The sequence below is a fragment of the Staphylococcus sp. FSL W8-0304 genome (genome assembly GCF_038006565.1).
In the GTDB taxonomy this organism is placed as follows: Bacteria; Bacillota; Bacilli; order Staphylococcales; family Staphylococcaceae; genus Staphylococcus; species Staphylococcus epidermidis.
Window position 1 is genome coordinate 1,189,554 of record NZ_JBBOVL010000001.1, and the last position, 24,267, is coordinate 1,213,820.

General features: G+C 32.6%; 23 protein-coding genes, 1 other RNA gene and 1 other annotated feature. All 24 genes read left to right on the top strand.

The features are described 5' to 3' along the window. The first annotated feature begins 42 nt into the window (after window positions 1-42). The 24 genes from NST35_RS05615 (at window position 43) to NST35_RS05730 (ending at window position 24,144) form a co-directional block, all read left to right on the top strand. Window positions 43-528 carry a DUF4930 family protein gene (locus NST35_RS05615; protein ID WP_002446628.1) on the top strand — a complete coding sequence of 162 codons (486 nt, stop codon included), beginning with the start codon at window positions 43-45 and terminating at the stop codon, window positions 526-528. A gap of 83 nt (window positions 529-611) precedes the next feature. Next, window positions 612-752 (top strand): hypothetical protein, encoded by a 141-nt coding sequence (locus tag NST35_RS05620; protein WP_002446627.1) that lies wholly within the window; start codon window positions 612-614, stop codon window positions 750-752. 391 nt (window positions 753-1,143) lie between these two features. Beyond that, complete coding sequence (gene mreC / locus NST35_RS05625) at window positions 1,144-1,983, top strand: rod shape-determining protein MreC (protein WP_002446626.1); 840 nt, start codon at window positions 1,144-1,146, stop codon at window positions 1,981-1,983. Next, window positions 1,983-2,504, top strand: a complete 522-nt coding sequence (gene mreD, locus NST35_RS05630; RefSeq protein ID WP_002446625.1) for a rod shape-determining protein MreD — start codon at window positions 1,983-1,985, stop codon at window positions 2,502-2,504. The genes mreC and mreD overlap by 1 nt, the downstream gene beginning before the upstream one ends. 32 nt (window positions 2,505-2,536) lie before the next feature. Further along, window positions 2,537-2,613 (top strand) — a sequence feature (ribosomal protein L21 leader region). Between the two features lie 12 nt (window positions 2,614-2,625). Next, window positions 2,626-2,934: a 50S ribosomal protein L21 gene (rplU, locus tag NST35_RS05635; protein WP_001830820.1), complete on the top strand. Its 309-nt coding sequence runs from the start codon at window positions 2,626-2,628 to the stop codon at window positions 2,932-2,934. A 4-nt stretch (window positions 2,935-2,938) separates the two neighbouring features. Next, window positions 2,939-3,259, top strand: a complete 321-nt coding sequence (locus NST35_RS05640) for a ribosomal-processing cysteine protease Prp (protein ID WP_001830797.1) — start codon at window positions 2,939-2,941, stop codon at window positions 3,257-3,259. Window positions 3,260-3,270: 11 nt separating this feature from the next. Beyond that, window positions 3,271-3,555, top strand: coding sequence for a 50S ribosomal protein L27 (gene rpmA / locus NST35_RS05645; protein WP_001830822.1), 285 nt, complete (start codon window positions 3,271-3,273; stop codon window positions 3,553-3,555). Between the two features lie 145 nt (window positions 3,556-3,700). Further along, on the top strand, window positions 3,701-4,993 hold the full coding sequence (gene obgE / locus NST35_RS05650; RefSeq protein WP_002457790.1) for a GTPase ObgE: 1,293 nt from the start codon (window positions 3,701-3,703) through the stop codon (window positions 4,991-4,993). 11 nt (window positions 4,994-5,004) lie between these two features. After that, entirely contained in the window at window positions 5,005-5,460 is a 456-nt protein-coding gene (locus NST35_RS05655) for an ACT domain-containing protein (protein ID WP_002457789.1), read from the top strand. 12 nt (window positions 5,461-5,472) lie between these two features. Beyond that, window positions 5,473-6,075 carry a Holliday junction branch migration protein RuvA gene (ruvA, locus tag NST35_RS05660; RefSeq protein WP_002457788.1) on the top strand — a complete coding sequence of 201 codons (603 nt, stop codon included), beginning with the start codon at window positions 5,473-5,475 and terminating at the stop codon, window positions 6,073-6,075. A 13-nt stretch (window positions 6,076-6,088) separates the two neighbouring features. After that, window positions 6,089-7,093 (top strand): Holliday junction branch migration DNA helicase RuvB, encoded by a 1,005-nt coding sequence (gene ruvB, locus NST35_RS05665; protein ID WP_002457787.1) that lies wholly within the window; start codon window positions 6,089-6,091, stop codon window positions 7,091-7,093. A 1-nt stretch (window position 7,094) separates the two neighbouring features. Next, complete coding sequence (queA, locus tag NST35_RS05670) at window positions 7,095-8,120, top strand: tRNA preQ1(34) S-adenosylmethionine ribosyltransferase-isomerase QueA (RefSeq protein WP_002457786.1); 1,026 nt, start codon at window positions 7,095-7,097, stop codon at window positions 8,118-8,120. Between the two features lie 20 nt (window positions 8,121-8,140). Then, window positions 8,141-9,280: a tRNA guanosine(34) transglycosylase Tgt gene (tgt, locus tag NST35_RS05675; RefSeq protein WP_002475156.1), complete on the top strand. Its 1,140-nt coding sequence runs from the start codon at window positions 8,141-8,143 to the stop codon at window positions 9,278-9,280. Window positions 9,281-9,295: 15 nt separating this feature from the next. Then, the gene (yajC, locus tag NST35_RS05680; protein WP_002446618.1) at window positions 9,296-9,556 is read left to right on the top strand and encodes a preprotein translocase subunit YajC; all 261 of its coding nucleotides are present in this window, start codon (window positions 9,296-9,298) and stop codon (window positions 9,554-9,556) included. 347 nt (window positions 9,557-9,903) lie between these two features. After that, window positions 9,904-12,195, top strand: coding sequence for a protein translocase subunit SecDF (secDF, locus tag NST35_RS05685; protein ID WP_002457784.1), 2,292 nt, complete (start codon window positions 9,904-9,906; stop codon window positions 12,193-12,195). Window positions 12,196-12,429: 234 nt separating this feature from the next. Next, entirely contained in the window at window positions 12,430-14,703 is a 2,274-nt protein-coding gene (recJ, locus tag NST35_RS05690; RefSeq protein ID WP_340747274.1) for a single-stranded-DNA-specific exonuclease RecJ, read from the top strand. Between the two features lie 18 nt (window positions 14,704-14,721). Beyond that, window positions 14,722-15,240, top strand: coding sequence for an adenine phosphoribosyltransferase (locus tag NST35_RS05695; RefSeq protein ID WP_001832698.1), 519 nt, complete (start codon window positions 14,722-14,724; stop codon window positions 15,238-15,240). A 513-nt stretch (window positions 15,241-15,753) separates the two neighbouring features. Then, the gene (locus NST35_RS05700; RefSeq protein ID WP_002457782.1) at window positions 15,754-17,943 is read left to right on the top strand and encodes a RelA/SpoT family protein; all 2,190 of its coding nucleotides are present in this window, start codon (window positions 15,754-15,756) and stop codon (window positions 17,941-17,943) included. A 13-nt stretch (window positions 17,944-17,956) separates the two neighbouring features. Beyond that, complete coding sequence (gene dtd / locus NST35_RS05705; protein WP_002457781.1) at window positions 17,957-18,409, top strand: D-aminoacyl-tRNA deacylase; 453 nt, start codon at window positions 17,957-17,959, stop codon at window positions 18,407-18,409. After that, on the top strand, window positions 18,406-19,281 hold the full coding sequence (locus tag NST35_RS05710; protein ID WP_002457780.1) for an N-acetylmuramoyl-L-alanine amidase: 876 nt from the start codon (window positions 18,406-18,408) through the stop codon (window positions 19,279-19,281). The genes dtd and NST35_RS05710 overlap by 4 nt, the downstream gene beginning before the upstream one ends. Before the next feature lie 371 nt (window positions 19,282-19,652). Further along, the gene (gene hisS, locus NST35_RS05715; RefSeq protein WP_002457779.1) at window positions 19,653-20,927 is read left to right on the top strand and encodes a histidine--tRNA ligase; all 1,275 of its coding nucleotides are present in this window, start codon (window positions 19,653-19,655) and stop codon (window positions 20,925-20,927) included. 2 nt (window positions 20,928-20,929) lie between these two features. Further along, complete coding sequence (gene aspS / locus NST35_RS05720) at window positions 20,930-22,696, top strand: aspartate--tRNA ligase (protein WP_002457778.1); 1,767 nt, start codon at window positions 20,930-20,932, stop codon at window positions 22,694-22,696. 391 nt (window positions 22,697-23,087) lie between these two features. After that, window positions 23,088-23,278: non-coding RNA, 6S RNA (ssrS, locus tag NST35_RS05725), on the top strand. Between the two features lie 89 nt (window positions 23,279-23,367). Further along, window positions 23,368-24,144, top strand: coding sequence for a tRNA threonylcarbamoyladenosine dehydratase (locus tag NST35_RS05730; RefSeq protein WP_002446611.1), 777 nt, complete (start codon window positions 23,368-23,370; stop codon window positions 24,142-24,144). Window positions 24,145-24,267: the final 123 nt, after the last annotated feature.

Sequence of the window (24,267 nt, forward strand, 5' to 3'; positions counted from 1 at the left end):
ATTTTAAATTATACTAAATTTGATTTGTAAAGGGGGGGTCGTATGAGGTATATCTTTAGTGTTATAAAAAATATTATTGCAGTAATAGCGATAATATTGATTATATATATAGCTCTTCAACATGCACCATTTCTCAAAAATCAAGAATGGAACCCACTTAATGATATGAACAATCATCATCAAAATATCACACAAAAAGCGAGTCAAAAAAATAATACACTCTATTCACAGCCTAGTAACGATAAAAGTTACATTTTAAAAGATAATGATATCATCAATAATGTTCCAGCAAGTCAAATCAAGACAGTTTTTAATATGATTGATAAGGCAGAATTTATGTCTGTTTCAGGTTTAGAACGTATGGGATTCAATGACGAATATCTTGCTGGCCAACAAGGAGATGAATTTATTATTTATAAATTTGGTGATGATTATATCCGAGTTTATAATACTGAATTCGAAATGAACGAAGACTTAAATCAATTAAAGCAACCTATTAATTTGAAGCCAATTGAAGCCTATCAATAACAATAGAAATGATTCATTTGAAAACCAGTTTTAAATACGTTAGGGTTTATATAGATTATTTATAAAGGTTGGTGTGATTCAAAATGGCTGAACAATCGAAAGAAAAACAAGCTAATGAACAAGCAAAAGCGCAAAATCTTTTTGCTCGCTGGAGAAAAGAAGAAACACTTTATAGTGAGGATGAAAAGAAAGAGAAGTCTTCAAATAAGAAAGATAAAGAATAACTTATCAAAGTAAAGTGAATCAGTAAGTGTAATACAGTAAGTAAAATTGCTCATTTTAGAATGATATAAATATTTTTATCATTTTAATAAAAATAAAATCTTGATCTTTGTGTTAAGCCTGGGACGATGAATTTTGTTCCAGGTACTTTTATGTTCTGACAGCTAATGATTATACTGAAAAATTATTTGAAGTCTAGTTATATCAAGATTTAGTGCCGTTTTCCAAAGCTCGTTTAATCTATATATTTTATTAATTAGATTAGTTAATGTTAGTTCTAAAGTGGCAAATAATAAAATAGAATCAATTTCGTAAAGTTAGTGCTTTATTTAACTGAATGAGTAATATAAAATATATAAAGATACTAATTTTAGTCATATAGAGGTGTTCTGGGTGCTTAAGTTTTTTAGAAATAACAAGCTCATTGTCGTTTTGTGTGCAATGATTATTTTTATTGCATTAATAGGGTTATCGATACGTTCTCAGACCCAATCTCCACCTGAACAGTACGTAGGGGACTCTGTATCATTTGGACAAAGAGTTATTAGTTATCCAATTCAATTTGTTACTGGATCTATTGGTAATTTATTTGAAAAAGGAAGCTCAAAAAAGGATAAAAATAAAATCAAACAACTTGAAGCTAAAAATGAAGAGTTAGAATCAGAAAATAAGAAATATAAAAAAGAACTTGATATCAAAGATTTATCAAAATATGAACCTATTTCTACTACAGTTATTGCGAGAAACCCAGATCAATGGATGAATACGATATTAATAGATAAGGGCTCTAAAGCAGGTATAAAAAATAATATGGCCGTTATGACATCAGAAGGATTAGTGGGAAGAGTAACCAAAGTTAATCAATTTTCATCACAAGTAGACCTTATTTCCACTCATACTCGGGCAGGAAAATTATCTGTTAATATTCACCATGGTACTAAGAATATTTTTGGTTTAATTGATCGATACGACAATAAAAACGAAGAATTGATCATAAGTGATATTAATAACAAAGATAGCGTTAAAAAAGGAGATAAAGTAGTAACAAGTGGATTAGCAGATCAATTACCTAGTGGGTTGTATATAGGTGAAGTAACAAAAGTCGAAAATGATCAATACGGGCTTGCAAAACAAGTACGGGTCAAAACTGGAGCTGATATGACAGACTTAACTCATGTATATGTTGCTAAACGTGATGTTAGTACTATTCCTAATGAAGGTAGTGATAATTAATGCGTACTTTTTATTACTTTCTAATAGGAATACTTCTATTTTATATTGATACCATTATAGGGCTTACCATCCCCATGCATTTCGGAAAAATTGATATTATTTTTGTACCACATTTAACTATCATGTACATTCTTATCATGACGGTTTACCGAGGTTTTGGCGTTGCTATGTCTTTAGCTTTCTTCTTCGGAATAGTAACTGATTTATATTTCGGAAGTATATATGGTCTATATATGTTTGGATATATCATTTTAGTTGTTATAGTTGATAAATTTTTTAAGATCTTTTATCGTGATTATTCTGTATTATTTTTTATCATTTTATTATCCACAGTATTTTTAGAAATATATGTGGCTATGATTTATGGAGTAATAGGTTTCATTGAATTTAATTTAATAGAGTTTGTATTATTAAGACTTATTCCAACTCTCATCATTAATTTTTTACTACTAATTATGTTATTTCCTATCATTATTAAATTTACTAAAAAAATAAAAAACACAATTGACAGTAAGGCTTAGTGATGGTAAGATGCAGTAGTTGAGTAGTTTCAAGCTACATACAACCGCTCACATACAGGTTGAAGTACAATCATATTGTCACCTGTATATGGCGTGACTTATTATATAGGAGGTGCAAAGTATGTTTGCTATTATTGAAACAGGTGGAAAACAAATCAAAGTAGAAGAAGGTCAAGAAATCTACGTTGAAAAATTAAATGCTAACGAAGGTGATTCTTTCACTTTTGATAAAGTTTTATTTGTAGGTGGCGACTCAGTTAAAGTTGGTGCTCCAACAGTTGAAGGTGCATCAGTAACTGCGACAGTTAATAAACAAGGACGCGGTAAAAAAATTACTGTCTTCACTTACAAACGTCGTAAAGACTCTAAACGTAAAAAAGGCCATCGTCAACCATATACTAAATTAACTATCGATAAAATCAACGCATAATCGTATGATTACTGTTGATATTACGGTTAATGACGAAGGTAAGGTCACAGATGTAGTCATGGATGGTCATGCAAATCATGGTGAATATGGTCATGATATTGTCTGTGCAGGAGCATCAGCAGTCTTATTTGGAAGTGTTAATGCTATAATGGGATTAACATCAGAGAAGCCAGATATCAACTATGAAGATGACGGCGGATATTTTCATATAAGAAGTGTTGATACGAATAACAAAGAAGCTCAATTAATTCTTCAAGCAATGTTAGTTTCTTTACAAACGATAGAAGAAGAATATAATGAAAATATCAAATTAAATTATAAGTGAGGTGTATCCCGATGTTAAAATTAAACTTACAATTCTTCGCATCTAAAAAAGGGGTAAGTTCTACAAAAAACGGACGTGACTCTGAGTCTAAACGTTTAGGTGCAAAACGTGCTGATGGTCAATATGTATCAGGTGGTTCTATTCTTTATCGCCAACGTGGTACTAAAATCTACCCTGGTGAAAATGTAGGTCGTGGTGGCGATGATACATTATTCGCTAAAATCGACGGCGTTGTTAAGTTTGAACGCAAAGGTCGCGACAAAAAGCAAGTTTCTGTATACGCAGTTGCTGAATAATTTTGTCTAGTAAACACCAGAAGTGAATACTTCTGGTGTTTTATTTTGTTTAGGTAAAAATACTTATTGACTATAGTTTTTATATCATTATGTATAGTGATATAATTAATAAGATGAAAATTTCGGAGTAAAAGAGGTGAGATATATGTTCGTCGATCAAGTGAAAATATCTCTAAAAGCTGGTGATGGAGGTAATGGCATCACTGCTTATAGAAGAGAAAAATATGTACCTTTTGGTGGTCCAGCTGGTGGCGACGGTGGTAAAGGTGCTTCTGTGATATTTGAGGTGGATGAAGGATTGAGAACTTTATTAGATTTCAGATATCAAAGACATTTTAAAGCTAAAAAAGGCGAAAATGGTCAAAGTAGCAACATGCATGGTAAAAATGCGGAAGACTTAGTGTTAAAAGTACCACCAGGTACAATTATTAAAAGTGTTGAAAGTGAAGAAGTTCTTGCAGATTTGGTTGAAGATGGCCAACGTGCTATTGTCGCTAGAGGAGGACGTGGAGGGCGTGGTAACTCAAGATTTGCTACCCCTAGAAATCCTGCACCTGATTTTAGTGAAAATGGTGAGCCAGGCGAAGAATTAGAAGTAACTTTAGAGTTGAAATTGTTAGCAGATGTTGGATTAGTAGGTTTTCCTAGTGTAGGTAAATCCACATTGCTTTCAATAGTTTCTAAAGCGAAACCTAAGATAGGTGCTTATCATTTTACGACAATAAAACCTAATCTAGGTGTCGTTTCAACGCCTGATCATAGAAGTTTTGTTATGGCAGATTTACCAGGATTAATTGAGGGCGCTTCTGATGGTGTCGGCCTTGGACATCAATTCTTAAGACATGTTGAACGAACTAAAGTGATTGTCCATATGATTGATATGAGTGGGTCAGAAGGTCGAGACCCATTAGATGATTATAAAATTATTAATCAAGAATTAATAAATTATAAACAACGCTTAGAAGATCGTCCGCAAATTATAGTAGCAAATAAAATGGATTTACCTAATTCACAAGGGAATTTGTCACTTTTTAAGGAACAATTAGATAATGATGTGACAGTCGTTCCTGTTTCAACTATTACGAGAGACAATATTGATCAATTATTATATCAAATTGCTGATAAGCTCGAGGAAGTTAAAGATGTTGACTTCTCGGTTGAAGAAGATGAGAATTTAGGTGTTAATCGTGTATTATATAAACACACACCATCAGCAGATAAATTTACTATTTCTAGAGATGATGACGGCGCATATGTAGTGAGTGGCAATGCTATTGAAAGAATGTTTAAAATGACTGATTTCAATAGTGATCCGGCTGTAAGAAGGTTTGCAAGACAAATGCGGTCAATGGGTATTGATGATGCTTTAAGAGAGAGAGGTTGTAGCAATGGTGATATTGTTAGAATCTTAGGTGGAGAATTTGAATTTGTCGAGTAGGGGTGTCTAAATTGGACAATAAAGACAATCGAAAATTTTATTTAATTAGAGAAGATGTACTACCAGAATCTGTCATCAAAACTTTAAAAGTTAAGGATGCTTTAAAAAATAATTCGAATTTGTCCATTTATGATGCTGTAAAACAATTCAATCTCTCTAGAAGTGCATTTTACAAATACAGAGAGACAATATTTCCAGTAGATGAAAAAATATTAGATCAAAGAGAATTTACTTTGATTTTATATGTAAATGATATTGTTGGAATGTTAGCCCAAGTTCTTAATGCAATCTCGCAACTTAAATTATCAGTTTTAACAATACATCAAAGTGTTCCAATTGAAGATAAAGCGACAATCACATTATCTTTGAATGCGAGAAATTCTAATTTATCCATTGACGAGGTCATTGAATCATTAAGAGAGATAAATCATGTAACTAAAGTAGACTTAATAAGTATGACTATGTAAAGGAGTACTGACATGTATGCATATATTAAAGGAACATTATCTCAATTGTTCCCTACACATGTAGTAGTTGAGACATGTGGCATAGGTTATGAAATACAAACGCCTAATTCGTATCGTTTTCAAAAATATCTTGAAAAAGAAGTCCAGATTTATACTTCACTAATTGTACGAGAAGATGCCCAATTACTATATGGCTTTATCAATGAAGAGGAAAAAGAAATGTTTCTTAGCTTAATAAAAGTGACTGGTATAGGACCTAAATCCGCTTTGGCGATACTTGCTTCAAGTACACCACATGAAGTTAAATTAGCTATCGAAAATGAAAATGATGCTTATTTAACACAATTTCCTGGGATAGGAAAGAAAACTGCAAGACAAATTGTGTTAGATTTAAAAGGGAAGGTTACAATTACTGAAGAAAATAGTGACGATTTATTACAAACTCAAGTTAATGGTAATGAGCAAAATCAAATTATATCTGAAGCACTATTAGCTTTACAAGCACTGGGCTATTCTAAACGAGAATTAAGTAAAGTAGAAAAATCACTCAACAAACATAATGTGAATAGTGTGGATGAAGCCGTTAAAATAGGACTACAAACACTAGTTTCTTAATGGAGGAAGTCAAATGGATAAAAGAATGGTCGATCAAGAATTTCATAATGAAGATACTGACTTGGAATTATCACTAAGACCAACACAATTAAAGCAGTATATAGGTCAATCCTCTATAAAAAGTAATTTAGAAGTCTTTATCAAGGCTGCCAAACTTAGACAAGAGCCTCTCGATCATGTCTTGTTATTTGGTCCTCCAGGACTAGGTAAAACGACTCTATCAAATATCATTGCTAATGAAATGAATGTAAATATTCGTACTATTTCAGGACCATCTTTAGAAAGACCAGGTGACTTAGCAGCGATATTATCTGGGTTACAGCCAGGTGATGTGTTATTTATCGATGAAATTCATAGATTAAGTAGTGTTGTTGAAGAAGTTCTGTACCCTGCTATGGAGGACTTTTTCTTAGATATCATTATTGGTAAAGGCGATGAAGCAAGAAGCATTCGAATAGATTTGCCGCCTTTTACATTAGTTGGAGCAACGACAAGAGCCGGTAGTTTGACGGGTCCGTTAAGAGATCGTTTTGGTGTGCATCTTAGATTAGAGTACTATAATGAAAATGATTTAAAGGAAATCATCACGCGAACTGCAGAGGTGCTTGGAACGGACATCGATAAGGAAAGTGCTTTAGAATTAGCTCGTCGCTCTAGAGGTACACCTAGGATAGCGAATAGGTTACTAAAACGTGTAAGAGACTTCCAACAAGTAAATGAAGACGATCAGATATATATTGAAACGACTAAACGAGCATTACAATTATTGCAGGTCGATCAACAAGGTTTAGATTACATCGACCATAAAATGATGAATTGTATTATTAATCAGTACAACGGTGGTCCTGTTGGATTAGATACAATTGCAGTTTCAATAGGTGAAGAACGAGTGACTATAGAAGATGTATATGAACCTTTCTTAATCCAAAAAGGTTTCTTGGAAAGGACTCCACGTGGGAGAAAAGCAACTGCTTTAGCCTTTGAACACTTTAATACTACTAACGAAAAGAGGAAATAATTTGAATATCGAAGATTTCGATTATCATTTGCCAGAGTCTCTCATTGCACAAACACCACTAAAAAACAGAGACCAAAGTAGATTGTTAGTTCTTAGAAAAGATACTGGTGAGATGACACACTTACATTTTAGAGATGTCATCCATTATTTTGAGCCAGGTGATACATTAGTTCTTAATGATACACGTGTTATGCCTGCTAGATTATTTGGCCTAAAAGAAGAAACTGGTGCTAAAGTTGAAATGCTAATGCTCACCCAAATTGAAGGTAATGATTGGGAAGTTTTACTTAAACCTGCAAAGAGAATTAAAAAAGGTCATCATCTAAATTTTGGAGATGGTAAAATCGTTGCTGAGTGTATTGAGGAACTTAAACAAGGTGGGCGTATTATGCGTCTACATTATGAGGGTATACTTCAAGAACGCTTAGATGAATTAGGTGAGATGCCATTACCTCCATACATTAAAGAAAGATTAGATGATCCTGATAGGTATCAAACGGTTTATGCTAAAGAGAGTGGATCAGCAGCTGCACCAACAGCAGGTTTACATTTTACTGATGATTTATTAAATAAAATTGAACAAAAAGGGGTTCATATTGCCTTTATTACATTACATGTTGGATTAGGAACCTTTAGACCCGTAAGTGTTGATAATATCGATGATCACGAAATGCATAGTGAGTATTATCAAATGACACAAAAAACGGCTGATTTATTAAATCAAACAAAAGAAAATGGTAAGCGTGTGATATCAGTTGGAACAACATCAACGCGTACATTAGAAACGATACGTCGTGATCATCCTCAATTTGTTGCCACAAGTGGATGGACTGATATCTTTATTTATCCTGGCTTTGAGTTTAAAGCGATAGATGGGTTAATTACTAATTTCCACTTACCCAAGTCAACGTTAGTCATGCTAGTTTCAGCATTTAGCAGTAAAAAATATATTTTAAACGCTTATCATAAAGCTGTTGAAATGGAGTATCGATTCTTTAGCTTTGGAGATGCAATGTTAATTATATAAAAGAATGTGAGGTTTAACATATGCCTGCAGTGACATATGAGCATATAAAAACATGTAAACAATCCGGTGCCAGATTAGGAATTGTACATACACCGCATGGATCTTTTGAAACACCAATGTTTATGCCGGTTGGGACAAAAGCAACAGTTAAAACAATGAGCCCGGAAGAATTAAGAGACATAGAAGCAAAGATTATATTAGGAAACACATATCATTTGTGGTTACAACCAGGAAATGATATTATCAAGCACGCTGGGGGATTACACAAATTCATGAATTGGGACGGTCCAATTTTAACAGATTCTGGTGGTTTCCAAGTATTTAGTTTAAGTAATTTGCGCAAAATTTCTGAAGAAGGTGTAGAATTTAGACACCATACTAATGGCTCAAAGCTATTTTTGAGTCCCGAGAAGTCTATGCAAATACAGAATGATTTAGGTTCTGATATTATGATGGCATTTGATGAATGTCCACCAATGCCAGCTGAATATGAGTACGTCAAAGATTCAATCGAACGTACAACTCGATGGGCAGCCAGATGTTTAAAAGCACATCAACGCCCTGAAGATCAAGCACTGTTCGGTATTATTCAAGGCGGAGAATACAAAGATTTAAGAGAACAAAGTGCTAAAGAACTTGTCAGTCTTGATTTTCCAGGGTATGCGATAGGAGGGCTGTCTGTAGGTGAGCCAAAACCTGTTATGTATGACATGGTTGAACATACAGAACAATTTATGCCGAAAGATAAACCTAGATATTTAATGGGAGTAGGTTCTCCTGATGCTTTGATTGAATGTAGCATTAGGGGTATGGATATGTTTGATTGTGTATTGCCTACTAGAATTGCTAGAAATGGTACTTGTATGACATCAAATGGTCGATTAGTTGTTAAAAACGCTAAATATGCAGATGATTTAAGACCACTTGATGAACAATGTGACTGTTATACATGTCAACATTACACAAGAGCTTATATTAGACATCTAGTTAAAGCGGAAGAGACTTTTGGTATCCGTCTTACTACTATTCATAATTTACATTTTCTGCTAAAATTAATGGAAGATATTAGACAAGCCATTCGAGAAGACCGTCTTTTAGATTTTAAAGATGAATTCTTTGAACAATATGGATTAAATGTAGAAAACCCTAAAAACTTTTAAAGAGGAGTAACTAAAATGGAATTAACTTCATTGATTATACCAATTTTATTATTGGTTGTAATGTATTTCTTATTAATAAGACCACAACAAAAACGTGCAAAAGAACATCGTGCAATGATTAACCGTGTAGAAGCGGGTCAAAGGATTACTACAATCGGTGGTATTAAAGGAACTATTAAAGCTGTAGATGAAACTTCTGTAATCATTACTGTAAATAGTAATGGAACAGAAATGACTTTTGAAAAACCAGCTATAAAACAAGTAGATCCTTCATAAATACAGATTGATACCTAAATGTATGGGATAAATTGCTTATGGAATGTTTTCTTTTTACAGTAATAGAATTTTAGTCTTGAATGAATAAGATAAATACATTTTAACTTCTGTATTGATTATTATAATGTTAAGAATGCCTGGGACAATTTCTGTCTCAGGTTTTTTTAGTATTGTTTAAATAGAAAAATTATTATAAAATTGTTGCATTTTTAGACAATAATTTCACTATTTCTATGAGTATGTTAATATAAGTAAGTCCGTTAAAGTGAACGTAATATCATTTTAACTTGCACGATAATTTATTCATCGAGTATTCTAGATACATAAGTAAATAATGAGGTGTTCATGTGAAGAAAACGAGTAGAATAATTGCATTCATACTCCTCGTAGCTCTACTATTCACTGGAATGGGTATGACGTATAAGAATGTAGTTAAAAATGTTAATTTAGGTCTAGATTTGCAAGGTGGTTTTGAAGTCCTCTTCCAAGTAGATCCTTTAAATAAAGGAGATAAAATTGATAAAAAAGCACTTCAGGCTACATCTCAAACATTAGAAAATCGTGTAAATGTTCTAGGTGTATCAGAACCGAAAATACAAATCGAAGATCCTAATCGAATTCGTGTACAATTAGCAGGTATTAAGGATCAAGCACAAGCGCGTAAATTATTATCGACACAAGCTAATTTAACAATTAGAGATGCTGAAGATCATGTTTTAATGTCTGGTTCAGACATTAAACAAGGCTCTGCTAAACAAGAATTTAAACAAGAAACTAATCAACCAACAGTTACATTTAAAGTAAAAAGTAAAGATAAATTTAAGAAAGTAACTGAAAAGATTTCTAAAAAACGTGACAATGTCATGGTAGTTTGGTTAGATTTCGAAAAAGGCGATAGTTACAAGAAAGAAGCTAAAAAGCAACAAGAAGGTAAAAAGCCTAAATTTATATCTGCAGCGAGTGTAGACCAACCTATTAATTCTAGTAGTGTTGAAATTTCAGGTGGCTTCAATGGTAAAAAAGGTGTTGAAGAAGCGAAACAAATAGCTGAGTTATTAAATGCCGGCTCATTACCAGTTGATTTAAAAGAAATTTACTCTAACTCTGTTGGTGCACAATTTGGTCAAGATGCTTTAGATAAGACCATGTTTGCATCAATTGTAGGTATAGCATTAATTTATTTATTTATGCTTGGTTTCTATCGTTTGCCTGGTTTAGTTGCAATCATTGCGCTAACCACTTATATTTATTTAACTTTAGTCGCATTCAATTTCATATCAGGTGTATTAACTCTACCTGGATTGGCGGCATTAGTTTTAGGTGTAGGTATGGCTGTCGATGCCAATATCATTATGTATGAACGTATTAAAGATGAACTAAGAATTGGACGCACGCTTAAACAAGCGTATTCTAAAGCAAATAAAAGTTCATTCTTAACTATATTTGATTCCAATTTAACAACTGTCATTGCTGCGGCTGTGCTTTTCTTCTTTGGAGAAAGTTCAGTCAAAGGCTTCGCAACGATGTTACTCTTAGGTATCTTAATGATATTTGTAACCGCAGTATTCTTATCAAGAGGGTTGTTATCATTACTGGTATCTTCAAACCTCTTTAAAAAACAATACTGGTTATTTGGTGTTAAGAAGAAGAATAGACATGATATTAATGAAGGTAAAGATGTACATGATTTAAAAACATCATATGAAAAGTTAAACTTTGTTAAATTAGCTAAGCCACTTATTTCACTTAGTATTTTAATTGTAATTATTGGATTGATTATCATTTCGATATTTAAATTAAACTTAGGTATTGATTTCTCATCCGGAACAAGAGCAGATATTCAATCTAAAAATGCTATAACACAAGCACAGGTTGAGAAAACTGTAAAATCAGCTGGATTAGAACCAGATCAAATACAGATTAATGGTAGTGGAAATAAAAATGCCACAGTTCAGTTTAAAAAAGATTTATCACGTGAGGAAGACAATAAATTAAGTGCTAAGGTGAAATCTGAATTTGGAGATAATCCACAAATTAATACCGTTTCACCTCTCATTGGCCAAGAACTTGCTAAAAATGCTGTAACTGCATTAATACTTGCTTCTATAGGTATTATTATCTATGTTTCACTAAGATTTGAATGGCGTATGGGCCTATCTTCTGTACTTGCATTATTACATGATGTATTTATCATCATTGCAATCTTTAGTTTGTTTAGAATAGAAGTAGATTTAACGTTTATTGCAGCAGTATTAACTATCGTTGGTTATTCAATCAATGATACAATCGTAACTTTCGACCGTGTTCGAGAAAATCTGCATAAAGTTAAAGTCATTACGCATACTGATCAAATTGATGATATAGTCAACCGCTCTATTAGACAAACTATGACGCGTTCTATTAATACAGTGTTAACTGTAGTTGTAGTGGTAGTTTCAATTTTAATTTTAGGTGCACCAACAATATTTAACTTCTCTTTAGCATTGCTAATTGGATTATTATCTGGTGTATTCTCATCAATTTTCATTGCTGTACCATTATGGGGCATGTTTAAGAAACGACAGTTTAAAAAGACAAAAAATAATAAATTAATAGTGCACAAAGAGAAGAAATCTAACGATGAAAAAATCTTAGTTTAACTTCTTCACATTTTTATAATTTTAAAAGTTTACAAGCCAACCAAGGTGAATTATCTACTTTGGTTGGCTTGATTTCATGTATTAGCGTTTAATCATTAAGTTAGCAGTTAATGAAAAAACTGAACGATAAAAGTTTTGTGAAGAATTGTAACTTTATATTCTTTTAAAAATGCAAGTACTTTTTATTTCATTAAAATTTCGGTATAATGACCTGTGGAAATGAGGACGATTATAATGATTAAATCAAAATATAATTGGGATATAACTCAACCCGACACCTTTATAAGTGAGAGTAGTTGTGATCAATTTAAACTTTCACCCATAGTAAAAAAGGTATTAGAGAGTAAAAATATTGTGGATAATCAGGAGATTCAAAATCTATTTAAAGACACTAACATTAGTCATGATTATATGTTATTAAGTGATATGCAAAAAGCGATTGATCGCATTAAATTAGCTATCGATCATAATGAACGAATACTAGTTTATGGTGACTATGATGCAGATGGTGTTACATCTACTACAATTCTAGTGTCTACTTTACGTCTACTTGGCGCTCAGGTGGGGTGGTATATTCCCAATAGATTTACAGAAGGATATGGACCTAATGAATTAGCATTTAAAAATGCTTATGACGAAGGGATCTCCTTAATAATAACTGTAGATAATGGTATACAAGGACATCATGAAATAAGTACCATACAAGAATTAGGTGTAGATGTTATAGTGACAGATCATCATGAAATAGGAGAAACTTTACCTGATGCTTTTGCAATTGTACATCCGATGCATCCTAATTTTGAATATCCTTTTAAATATTTATGTGGTGCGGGTGTTGCTTATAAATTGGCCCAAGGATTGATAAAGCATCCACCTCAACATTTCATAGCATTAGCTGCCATAGGTACGATTGCAGATTTAGTATCATTAACAGATGAGAATAGATATATTGTAAAGCAAGGATTAAAGATATTAAACAGTCATACACCATCGTCCATAAAGGCTATCTTAAATCAAGCGGGTTTTAATGATGAAATAACAGAAGAAACGATTGGTTTTATTATTGGACCTCGATTAAATGCTGTTGGTAGACTAGAAGATGCATCATTAGCTGCTGAACTTTTATTGTCCGATGAATTTGAAGAGGCGGAATTTTTAGCTGAACAAGTTGAACATTTTAATCAAGAACGTAAAGATATAGTATCTAAAATTACTGATGAAGCATTGATATTAGCCGAGGAACAAATCAATCAAGGACATTTGTTTCTTTTACTTGCCAAAGAGGGGTGGCATGAGGGTGTATTAGGTATTGTTGCATCTAAAATTGTAGAAACATATGCACTACCTACATTAATTTTAAATATTGATGAAAATCAAAATCATGCCAAGGGTTCTGCGAGGTCGATTGAACAAGTTTCCATGTTTGATATTTTAAATGATCATCAACAGTTAATTGATAAGTTTGGTGGTCACCACATGGCTGCAGGAATGACGATGCCCATCGATAATATTGAAGGTTTACATAAAGAGCTAGATGAGTGGATGAAGGAACTTACTGTTACCACTTCATTAGAGCCTTCAATAAAGGTGGATGCGCAACTTGAAGAAACAGAAATTAACATTAAAAATATTAAAGATATATTTCAATTAAGGCCTTTTGGTACGGACTTTAATAGTCCTCTTTTTATGGTTAGAGATTTAATTGTCAAGTCAACAAAAGGAATCGGACAAGATAATAAACATCTTAAGTTAACGCTTGGTCATTCAGGTTTAACTGCTTTATTTTGGAATCATGGACATTTAGCAAGTGAACTCGAAGCAAGTCAACCGATTCATATAATAGGAACATTGCAAATTAATGAATGGAATGGTAATCAAACACCTCAATTTATCATCAAAGATATTGCTATAGACCAATTACAAATTTTGGATTATCGTAGTAAACGTAAAACTATACAATTTAAAGAAACTGAATCAAATGTTGCCTATGTCATTCATCCAAAACTCAAAAAAAGCAATTCACATTACTATCATTATGGTGAGGCTATTGATAGACCTTATGATAAAATAGTGTTTAGAGACTTACCTAATACTATGGTTGAAATTGAACAAACTTTAGAACATTCACAAATTTCTCAACTATATTTAGTTTTGCAGCATGAAAAGTCAATATATTTTGAAGGTATCCCTAGCAAGTCGCTTTTTAAAAAGTGTTACAAAGCTTTAATAAACAAAAAAGAAACTGACTTAATTAAAGAAGGTATGTTGCTTTGTGATTACTTAAATATTAAGCCAGAAATATTAACATTCATGCTTAAAGTCTTTAAAGAATTGGAGTTTATTTACGATGAAAAGGGATTGATTAAGATAAATCCAGCACCTAATAAACAAGATATAGAAAATAGTCGTATTTACCAAATGAGACAAGCACGTATGGAAGTAGAAGAACGCCTTCTCTATGATGATTTTTTAAATATAAAAGAATGGATAATATCAAAGTTAACATAGCTTTCAGGAGGAAAAACAATGGATTTAAAACAATATGTTTCAGAAGTAAAAGATTGGCCTTCAGCAGGTGTAAGCTTTAAGGATATAACAACTATAATGGATAATGGTGAAGCTTATGGCTATGCTACGGATCAAATTGTTGAATATGCAAAAGAAAAAAATATAGATATAGTAGTTGGTCCTGAAGCCAGAGGGTTTATAATAGGGTGTCCAGTTGCTTACTCAATGGGCATTGGTTTTGCTCCAGTACGTAAAGAAGGAAAACTACCTCGAGAAGTTATTCGTTATGAATATAATTTAGAATATGGAACTAACGTATTAACTATGCATAAAGATGCGATTAAACCTGGACAACGAGTTTTAATTACTGATGATTTACTAGCTACAGGTGGAACAATTGAAGCTGCAATAAAACTTGTTGAACAATTAGGTGGTATAGTTGTAGGTATTGCGTTTATTATTGAACTTAAATATTTGAATGGAATTGATAAAATAAAAGATTATGATGTGATGAGTTTGATTTCATATGATGAATAAAAATAATAAAATTTAGATTTTTATGAGCCTGAAAAAATAATATCAGGCTCATTAATCTTTTTGAAAAGCTTAATGTATTAAAATGATTATCAATTTTATATTAGTTTATTTTATAACTGCTGTGAACATCAGCTAAGTATTCATCTCTATTTATAATTGGACATTGTTTTAAATCGATATTAAATAAAATTATGTGTTTTAATTTTTTAATTGGAACCGACAACTTAAATATAAATTTAAATGTGTGATTAAAGTTTAACATCATTTATTTATTTGTAAGTCATATTGTAGTATCATGAAACTATTATTTAGAAAATTAATAAATGAGTTTCAATTATATAGTTGAACATGATAATTTGATATATGTAGAACCTTTCTACTTTCTTAAGCTATAAATGATTTATGGTAAAATGAATACAATAACAATGAATAAGTACTTTCATGTGGTATGTTAAACATCTTTGCAACATGAGTACTAAACGAAAGTAATGAATTGAGTGGGGTGTCATTAAAGTGAATAACGAGTATCCATATAGCGCGGATGAGGTGCTTTATAAAGCTAAATCATATTTATCAACAAGTGAATATGAATATGTTCTCAAAAGTTATCATATAGCTTATGAGGCACATAAGGGTCAATTTAGAAAAAATGGCTTACCATATATTATGCATCCTATTCAAGTTGCAGGGATTTTAACAGAGATGCATTTAGACGGACCCACTATTGTCGCTGGATTTCTACATGATGTGATTGAAGATACTTCTTATACATTTGAAGATGTTAAAGATATGTTTAATGAAGAAATTGCACGAATCGTAGACGGGGTAACTAAACTTAAAAAGGTTAAGTATCGTTCTAAGGAAGAACAACAAGCAGAAAACCATCGTAAACTATTTATTGCTATTGCTAAAGATGTACGTGTAATTTTAGTGAAGTTAGCAGATCGGCTTCATAATATGAGAACTTTAAAGGCAATGCCAAGAGAGAAGCAGGTAAGAATCTCTAAGGAAACCTTAGAAATCTATGCTCCGCTAGCACATCGACTTGGAATCAACACGATAAAGTGGGAACTTGAAGATACAGCGCTGAGATATATTGACAGTGTCCAATATTTCCGCATCGTTAATCTTATGAAGAAAAAACGTAGTGAACGCGAATCTTACATTACAAATGCAATCAATAAAATTAAAAACGAAATGACTAAAATGAGTCTTTCGGGCGAAATTAACGGTAGACCAAAACATATTTACAGTATATATCGCAAAATGATTAAACAAAAAAAGCAATTTGATCAAATATTTGATTTGCTTGCTATACGTATTATAGTTAATTCGATAAACGATTGTTATGCGACGCTTGGTTTAGTTCATACATTATGGAAACCAATGCCTGGACGTTTTAAAGATTATATAGCTATGCCTAAACAAAATATGTATCAATCACTACATACCACTGTAGTTGGACCCAATGGCGACCCTTTAGAAATACAAATTCGAACACACGAAATGCATGAAATCGCTGAACATGGTGTTGCTGCACATTGGGCTTATAAAGAAGGTAAGACAGTTAATCAAAAAACACAGGATTTTCAAAATAAGCTTAATTGGTTAAAAGAACTTGCTGAAACTGACCATACTTCTGCAGATGCGCAAGAATTTATGGAATCCTTAAAATATGATTTACAGAGCGATAAGGTATATGCATTTACACCAGCTAGTGATGTTATAGAGTTACCTTATGGTGCAGTACCAATTGATTTTGCTTATGCAATACACAGTGAAGTAGGAAATAAAATGATTGGGGCTAAGGTTAATGGTAAAATCGTACCTATAGATTATGTTCTACAAACTGGTGATATTATAGAGATTCGTACAAGTAAACACTCTTACGGTCCTAGTAGAGACTGGTTGAAAATTGTAAAATCTTCTAGTGCTAAAAGTAAAATCAAAAGTTTCTTTAAAAAACAAGATCGTTCTTCTAATATAGAAAAAGGTAAATTTATGGTAGAAGCGGAGATTAAAGAACAAGGATTCCGTGTTGAGGATATTTTAACTGAGAAAAATTTAGAAGTCGTTAATGAAAAATATCATTTTGCAAATGATGAAGATTTGTACGCAGCTGTTGGATTCGGTGGTGTTACATCAATACAAATCGTCAATAAATTAACTGAACGACAAAGAATATTAGATAAACAAAAGGCATTAAATGAGGCGCAGGAAGTTACAAAATCTGTACCTATAAAAAAAGATATTACCACAGACAGTGGTGTATACGTTGAGGGATTAGAAAACGTCTTAATCAAGTTATCAAAATGTTGTAATCCTATACCAGGTGATGATATTGTTGGTTATATCACTAAAGGACACGGGATTAAAGTTCATCGTACAGATTGTCCAAATATAAAAAATGAAACAGATCGATTGATTTCGGTAGAGTGGGTAAAATCTAAAGATTCAACACAACAATATCAAGTCGATTTAGAGGTTACTGCATATGATAGAAATGGCTTGCTCAACGAAGTATTACAAGCTGTGAATTCTACTGCTGGAAGCTTGATTAAAGTTTCTGGGCGTTCAGACATTGATAAAAATGCCGTAATTAATATTAGCGTGATGGTGAAAAATGTCAATGATGTGTACCGTGTCGTTGAAAAAATTAAACAACTAGGTGACGTTTATACAGTATCTAGAGTTTGGAACTAGAGGTGCAAAAGAAATGAAGATAATTGTACAAAGAGTTAAAAATGCTAGAGTTACGAATGATACAATTGATAACCAAATTAATAAAGGGTATTGTTTACTTGTAGGAGTAGGTCAAAGTTCTACCGAAGAGGATGTAAAAGTCATCGCAAGAAAGATTGCTCATGCACGTCTCTTTGAAGATGAAAATGACAAATTGAATTTAAATATTCAACAAGTCGAAGGAGAAATTCTTTCAGTTTCCCAATTTACTATATACGCTGATGTTAAAAAGGGAAATAGACCTGGATTCTCAAATTCTAAAGCTCCAGAACAAGCTAAAGACTTATATCAAAAATTTAATAAAGAATTAGAAGGTTATGGCTTAATTGTCAAAACAGGTGAGTTTGGAACACATATGAATGTAGAAATTCATAACGATGGACCTGTCACATTGATCTATGAATCGCAGGATGGGAAAATAATATGAAGAAAATAGATTCATGGCTAACTAAACATGGTCTAAAAAATCGACTTACGCTTGTAGTAATTGCAATTTTTATTATATTTTTAATTTTACTTTTTATGTTTGTTAATTTAAGCGATGAAGATACAGGTCAAATTACTATAACTGAGAATGCTGAGTTAAGAACAGGACCTAATGCCGCCTATCCTGTTATATATAAAATAGATAAAGGCGAAAGTTTTAAGAAAATAGATCGAAAAGGGAAATGGATTGAAGTTCAAAATCATGCTGGCACTGAGAAAGGCTGGGTTGCTGGTTGGCACACGAATTTGAACATTCCTGCTGATCAATCACTTTCGTCAAACCCTCTAAAAGGAAAAACAATTGTACTTGACCCTGGTCACGGTGGAAGTGACCAGGGTGCCTCAAGTAGTACGCCATCTAAAAGTCTCGAAAAAAATTACACGCTTAAAACTGCTAAAGAATTGAAAAAGTTATTAAACAAGGAAGGTGCTCATGTAAAAATGACTCGTTCCAATGATAAATATGTGTCCCTGGATGATAGAAATATAAAGGGTGACGCATTTATTAGTATACATAATGATGCGCTTGATTCTTCAAATGCCAATGGAGTAACTGTTTATTGGTTTAAAGACAAGCAAGAATCACTTGCACAAACTTTAAATTCTGCAATTCAAAAGAAGGCATTATTGACAAATCGAGGTTCTAGACAACAAAATTATCAAGTGTTGAGACAGACAGATATACCAGCAGTACTGTTAGAGTTAGGCTATATAAGTAACCCTACTGACGAATCTATGATTAATGATCAATTACATAGACAGGTGGTTGAACAAGCTATTGTTGATGGTCTAAAACAATATTTCTCATCCTAGACCTTGCAAATTATTCTAAAAATCGTTATCATTATTGATGAACTTTATAAATAAAACCGATATGATTCTTGAAATTTTAAATGAAGTGGGTAGCATTTAATGCGTAGAAATACAATCCTTGGCTGTAAGATTGTACTTAGTAATTTAAAAATTTGAACGCAAGAAGAGGTACTTTTAATTAAAAGTCGGATGGCGCACGTTAAGCGTTTAGAGTGGATTATGCTTTTATCAGTATAATCAAATAGGGTGGCAACACGGTGAATCGTCCCTTGTATAGTTTTGCACTATACAAGGGACTTTTTAATTTTTTACAACCCATATGAAAATAAAAGACTATTTTGATCTTTTTTAATAATAAAGGAGAGAGTTTTATGATTAAGATGCCAAGAGGTACTCAAGATATCTTGCCGCAAGATTCTGCTAAATGGCGTTACATTGAAAATCGATTACACACATTAATGGAATTGTATAATTATAAAGAAATAAGAACGCCAATTTTTGAAAGTACTGAACTTTTTGCAAGAGGCGTGGGGGATTCTACTGACGTTGTTCAAAAGGAAATGTATACATTTAAAGATAAAGGGGATCGTAGTTTAACATTACGTCCTGAAGGAACTGCAGCTGTTGTACGTTCATATATTGAACATAAAATGCAAGGTGACCCCAATCAACCTATCAAACTTTACTACAATGGTCCTATGTTTAGATATGAACGTAAACAAAAAGGAAGATATCGCCAATTTAACCAATTTGGTGTCGAAGCAATAGGAGCGGAAAACCCTAGTATCGATGCTGAAATACTCGCTATGGTTATGCATATTTATGAGTCTTTCGGATTAAAACACTTAAAGTTAGTTATCAATAGTATTGGAGATAGTGAGTCACGTAAAGAATATAACGAAGCATTAGTAAAACATTTTGAACCTGTGATTGATACATTTTGTTCAGATTGTCAATCAAGATTACACACTAATCCTATGAGAATTTTAGATTGTAAAATCGATAGAGATAAAGAAGCAGTAAAAAATGCACCCCGTATCACAGATTATCTCAATAATGATTCTAAATCTTATTATAAACAAGTTAAATTACATCTTGATAATTTGAACATATCTTATGTTGAAGATCCTAACTTAGTTCGTGGATTAGATTATTATACTCATACTGCCTTTGAATTAATGATTGATAATCCTGAATACGATGGAGCTATCACTACATTATGTGGTGGCGGTCGATATAATGGATTGTTACAATTATTAGATGGTCCAGATGAAACAGGTATTGGATTTGCACTAAGTATTGAAAGATTATTAATGGCACTTGATGAAGAAGGTATTTCATTAGATGTAAGTGAAGATTTTGATTTATTTGTTGTGACAATGGGAGAAGATGCCGATCGTTATGCTGTTAAGTTAATCAATGATTTAAGAAGAAATGGAATAAAGGTAGATAAGGATTACTTAAACAGAAAAATTAAAGGACAAATGAAACAAGCTGATCGTCTTAATGCTAAATATACTGTAGTAATTGGAGATCAAGAACTTGAAAATAATGAAATTGGTGTGAAAAACATGATTTCAGGTGAAACAGAAAATGTGCAATTAGATGAATTGATTAACTATTTTAAAAATAGAAAGGAAGTCTAAAAATGAATAAAAGAACAACGTATTGTGGTTTAGTCACAGAAGAATTTTTAAACGAAAAAGTAACATTAAAAGGTTGGGTTCATAACAGACGCGATTTAGGTGGATTAATTTTTGTTGATTTAAGAGATCGTGAAGGTATTGTCCAAATAGTTTTTAATCCTGACTTTTCAGAAGAAGCATTGCAAGTTGCTGAAACAGTACGCTCAGAATATGTAGTCGAAGTTCAAGGTGTAGTAACAAAACGTGATGCTGAAACTATTAATCCAAAAATCAAAACAGGTCAAGTTGAGGTTCAAGTTTCAAATATTGAGATTATTAACAAATCAGAAACACCTCCATTTTCAATTAATGAAGAAAATGTAAACGTTGATGAAAATATTCGATTAAAATATAGATATTTAGATTTGCGTAGACAAGAATTAGCACAAACTTTTAAAATGAGACATCAAACTACGCGTTCTATCCGTCAATACTTAGATAATAATGGGTTCTTCGATATTGAAACACCAGTATTAACAAAATCAACACCTGAGGGTGCGCGAGATTATTTAGTACCTTCCCGTGTACACGAGGGTGAATTTTACGCGTTGCCACAATCACCACAATTATTTAAACAACTATTAATGATAAGTGGTTTTGACAAATATTATCAAATTGTTAAATGTTTCCGCGATGAAGACTTACGTGCAGATCGCCAACCAGAATTCACTCAAGTTGATATTGAAATGAGTTTTGTCGATCAAGAAGATATCATAGCCATGGGTGAAGATATGTTACGTAAAGTTGTTAAAGATGTAAAAGGAATAGACGTTAGTGGGCCTTTCCCACGTATGACGTATGCAGAGGCTATGGATCGTTATGGTTCAGATAAACCTGACACTCGTTTCGGTATGGAACTTATCAATGTGTCACAGCTTGGTAAAGAAATGAATTTTAAAGTTTTTAAAGATACTGTAGACAACAACGGCGAAATTAAAGCAATTGTCGCAAAAGACGCTGCAGATAAATATACACGTAAAGACATGGATGCATTAACAGAGTTTGTAAATATATATGGTGCAAAAGGATTAGCTTGGGTTAAAGTTGTTGATGATGGTTTAAGTGGCCCAATTGCTAGATTTTTCGAAGATACTAATGTTGAAACACTTAAACAATTAACAGAAGCTAAACCTGGAGATTTAGTAATGTTTGTAGCTGATAAACCTAATGTTGTTGCTCAAAGTTTAGGGGCTTTAAGAATTAAATTAGCAAAAGAATTAGGTTTAATTGATGAATCAAAATTAAATTTCTTATGGGTAACTGATTGGCCGTTATTAGAGTATGATGAAGATGCAAAACGTTATGTAGCTGCACATCATCCATTTACTTCACCTAAAAGAGAAGATATCGAAAAGCTAGACACAGAACCTGAAAATGTACAAGCTAACGCTTATGATATTGTTCTAAATGGTTATGAACTTGGTGGTGGTTCTATAAGAATACACGATGGTGAATTGCAACAAAAAATGTTTGAAGTTTTAGGATTTACTAATGAACAAGCTCAAGAGCAATTTGGTTTCTTATTAGATGCCTTTAAATACGGTGCTCCACCTCATGGTGGTATTGCGTTAGGTCTAGATAGACTTGTGATGTTATTAACAAATAGAACAAACTTAAGAGATACAATTGCATTCCCTAAAACAGCATCAGCTACATGTCTTTTAACTGACGCTCCAGGAGAAGTATCTGATAAACAACTCCAAGAACTCTCACTAAGAATCAGACACTAGGGCCCCAACAAAGAGAATTTCACAAAGAAATTCAACGGACAAAGCAAGTTGGGACTAGGGCCCCAACAAAGAGAATTTCACAAAGAAATTCAACAGACAAAGCAAGTTGGGACTAGGGCCCCAACAAAGAGAATTTCACAAAGAAATTCAACGGACAAAGCAAGTTGGGACTAGGGCCTTAATTTAATGGTTCTTAAGAGATTGGCACAGAGAGCTCAATCGTAAGAAATGAATGTAAAACAACGATGTGTAATATAATTAATCAGACATTATATTCTAATTTTGGTAACTAGTTTAAAATGTATGAGAAACTAATACACATTAGAGTTAAATGATAAGTCTTTAAAATTTACTTCTCTTTTTAAAATATGGTATGATATTTTCATAAGATAGTCATCTGTGGTGTTCGTAAGTTTGCTTTTTATTTGGGCCTAACACTCTTTGATCAGGGAGCCCAATAGGTTTTCTCGCAGCGCACACGCCTCTATAGGAGGACTTGCAAAACGAGAAACAGGGCACCCACCTGTATATAGCAGGCCGAATGATCAAGCTATTTATAACTACGGCATCAACGGACTCTATCGGTACGCAAGACTTTTGTCTTGCGTATTTTTGTGTAAATAATTATAAAGAGACATAGATATAATGAATTGGAATTAAAGGAGCTAAAGATGAAACATCAATTTTCAAGGAACGAATTAGCAATAGGACAAGAAGGGCTGGACTTACTAAAAAATAAGACTGTTGCAGTTTTAGGCGTTGGCGGCGTCGGGTCATTTGCAGCTGAAGCATTAGCTCGGACTAATATTGGGCACATCATACTTATAGATAAAGATGATGTCGATATTACAAATGTGAACAGGCAAATCCATGCACTGACATCAACTATTGGTCAAAGTAAAGTCACGCTAATGGAAGAAAGAATCAAATTAATAAATCCTGATTGTAAAGTTACTTCTTTGCATATGTTTTATACTGAGGAAACATACAAAGATATTTTTAATAATTATGATATTGATTATTTTATTGATGCGAGCGATACAATCATTTATAAAGTTCATCTCATGAAAGAGTGTTTAGAAAGAGGAATTGAGTTAATTTCAAGTATGGGTGCAGCAAATAAGACTGACCCGACACGTTTTGAAATTGCAGATATTTCAAAAACACATACTGATCCTATGGCTAAAGTAATTAGAAATCGTTTAAAACGCCTTGGTATTCGTAAAGGTGTTAAAGTAGTATTCTCTGATGAAAGTCCTATTGTTATACGCGAGGACGTAAAAGAAACTGTAGGAGATAAAAATGCAATCAACAGAAAAGGGCAAATGCCTCCATCTTCTAATGCATTTGTTCCAAGTGTAGTAGGCCTCATTTGTGCAAGCTACGTTGTCAATGATATTTTAAAAGATATACCTGTGAGGCGTATTAAAGATAAAGGACAAAATTAAAGTCATTTATCTCATTGCAAGAAAAATATCATCTTCTATTTTTTGTAAAATTTGATGCATCGTTTAAATAAATCTACAATAACTCATTGTAAAAACCTGGGACATCACCATTGTCCCAGGTTT